The 933-nt window shown below is 61.3% G+C and carries 2 protein-coding genes; one reads left to right on the top strand and one right to left on the bottom strand.

Annotated features, from left to right (window positions below; all coding sequences use genetic code 11):
• Positions 1-168 precede the first annotated feature (168 nt).
• Positions 169-762, top strand: a complete 594-nt coding sequence (locus I71_RS10410) for a superoxide dismutase (RefSeq protein WP_042694628.1) — start codon at positions 169-171, stop codon at positions 760-762.
• Between the two features lie 79 nt (positions 763-841).
• Here the strand turns inward: I71_RS10410 and I71_RS10405 are convergent, their stop codons facing one another.
• Positions 842-925 carry an Mth938-like domain-containing protein gene (locus tag I71_RS10405; protein WP_244433747.1) on the bottom strand — a complete coding sequence of 28 codons (84 nt, stop codon included), beginning with the start codon at positions 923-925 and terminating at the stop codon, positions 842-844.
• Between the last annotated feature and the right edge of the window lie 8 nt (positions 926-933).

Here is a 933-nt window from a genome sequence, read left to right as displayed (position 1 = left end):
GGAACCGGGCGGCGGAGGCCACTTTGTCGATGAAAATAACCCCATAAGACGCTCAGGACCGTTTCCGGCCTTCACAAGCTTCCGTCATCGGCCTATTTGGACGGACGGAGGTGCCGTGCCCGCAAGGCCCGGCCCGGAAGGACAATCAAAGAAGAGAGGGTAAATCAAATGGCGTTCGAACTTCCGCCGCTTCCGTATGCGTACGACGCTCTGGCTCCGTACATCTCGTCGGAGACCCTGCACCTGCACCATGACAAGCACCACCAGACCTATGTCACCAACCTGAACAACCTGACCAAGGACACCCCGCTGGCCGACGCCAGCCTGGAGGAGGTCATCAAGGCTTCGGCCGGCGATGCGTCCAAGGTCGCCATCTTCAATAACGCCGCCCAGGTGTGGAACCACACCTTCTTCTGGCAGTGCCTGAAGAAGGACGGCGGCAAGATCCCGGCGGCCCTGGAGCAGCGCATCGTCGCCGACTTCGGCAGCGTCGAGAAATTCAAGGAAGAGCTGACGCAGGCCGCCCTGACCCAGTTCGGCTCGGGCTGGGCCTGGCTGTATCTGGATGGCGACAAGTTGAAGGTCGGCAAGACCGGCAATGCCGACACCCCGCTGGCGCACGGCCAGAAGCCGCTGTTCACCATCGACGTTTGGGAGCATGCCTACTACGTCGATTTCCAGAACCGCCGCGCGGATTTCGTGAAGGCGGTCATCGACAATCTCGCCAACTGGGACTTCGCCGCCGAGCAGCTGGCCGCGTAAGGTTTCCCCGTCGGGGTTTGAAAACGCAAAGGCGCCCAAAAGGGCGCCTTTGTCGTATCTGTATGGATGCTCCTGGCATCTACACCGGCAGCATCGCCGCTGCCACCCGTCGGCCTTCGGCCAGCAGGACATTGTAGGTTCGGCACACCACACGGCTGTCCATCAGTTCCA

This window comes from Azospirillum sp. B506, assembly GCF_000333595.1.
In the GTDB taxonomy this organism is placed as follows: domain Bacteria; phylum Pseudomonadota; class Alphaproteobacteria; order Azospirillales; family Azospirillaceae; genus Azospirillum.
The sequence above is the reverse complement of the archived record's forward strand: the minus strand, read 5'-3'. Positions and strand labels throughout refer to the sequence as shown.